Here is a 1309-nt window from a genome sequence, read left to right as displayed (position 1 = left end):
CTTTATTGACCGTTACCAGGTTGCTATCTCTCGTAATGCGATAGTCCAGCACTCTCATGTTTAGCATTTTTAGTCCTCATGTAAGAATTGGGCCATCTTGCGATCAAGCTCTGCCTGCTTATTTTGATCCACTGGTGGTTGATACTGGTCCCAATCCCTTAGCTGCTCGCTTGGTTTAACTTTGCTACCAAAGCTTTGCTTAGTGGATTGACCATCGCGCTTGGCCCAATTGCGGATCGTCGCCAAATGGTTTTTGTATGATTTGCCAGTTGAGGCCATATACTCTGACAGCCTCTCAATGCGTTGCTGCCAATCTTGAGGAAACTCTGACATAAGCTTTTCCTTGTCTTGATCGCTTAACAGTACATTTTGATATTCTCCGTATTTATGACGGATGATTTTGGGTTTCGGTTTTTTCAGAACCCGATCATCTTTTCTATCTCTCTCTATATCTATCTCTTTCTCTATCTCTAACTCTATCTCTGGTGGACATTTGTCCGACATTTGTCTTCCTCCATCGACAATCGTTGATTTAACGCCATTTTCACTACTGCCATCTGGACATTTGTCCGACATTTGTCTGGACATTTGTCCGACATTTGTCTTTGTGCCCTCTGACAAAAGTAAGTAGCTTTTTTCGGCATCAATTTTATTTCTTTGAGCTCTTTTCCGGTCTGCTTCGGTACTAGATTCACCGATAAAATTCTGAATTTCGAGCATGTAAATTGCTCCGTTATCTAGTATTTCAATCAGGTTAAGGCTCTCAAAGATTTTGATAGCTCTTTCAATGTCACCTACACTACAACGTGTAATCTGGGCCAACATCGTTGAGTTAAACGGGATCCGATCGTTAAACATCAACCGTCCATCGTACTTTAAGCTCCTGAGGTAGAGTTTTAGCAAAATGTTTGAGTAGATATAGCCATCTGGCATGCTTTCCAAGACAATCATTTCATCGCTATCAAAAAAGTTGTCCTTTAGCTTTAGGTAGTAATATTTTTTGTTATCTGCCAACTAATTACCCTCCTACATTTAGTTTTTTTCGTTGCTCGTAGTCCAAATAGAGGGGCATGACATCATGAAGCTCCAAAAACAGCAGTATCCCAATCGTATGCTGCTCCATATGGTGCTCTCTACACAACGCCATAAAACGATGTCCAGAGTGGTCTATCGCGTATCGATTGCGCCCCATCCCGACTGCCTCAACGTGCGCGATGTCTGCATGCTTACCGCATATGCAACATTTTCGGTATTTTAAGCAGTAGAAAAAACAGCATGAAAATTCTGACAGATATTAGTATCTTTTATG

2 protein-coding genes are annotated in these 1309 nt (G+C 41.4%); both read right to left on the bottom strand.

Annotated elements, in window-relative coordinates; all coding sequences use genetic code 11:
• Positions 1-69: 69 nt before the first annotated feature.
• Positions 70-1014, bottom strand: a complete 945-nt coding sequence (locus Q5762_RS36750; protein WP_315896665.1) for a phage replisome organizer N-terminal domain-containing protein — start codon at positions 1012-1014, stop codon at positions 70-72.
• 4 nt (positions 1015-1018) lie between these two features.
• The gene (locus tag Q5762_RS40130) at positions 1019-1291 is read right to left on the bottom strand and encodes a putative HNHc nuclease (protein WP_399495516.1); all 273 of its coding nucleotides are present in this window, start codon (positions 1289-1291) and stop codon (positions 1019-1021) included.
• Positions 1292-1309: the final 18 nt, after the last annotated feature.

This window comes from Streptomyces sp. P9(2023), assembly GCF_032436795.1.
GTDB lineage: Bacteria > Actinomycetota > Actinomycetes > Streptomycetales > Streptomycetaceae > Streptomyces.
Note: the sequence above shows the minus strand (reverse complement) of the source record. Positions and strands in the feature narration are given on the sequence as shown.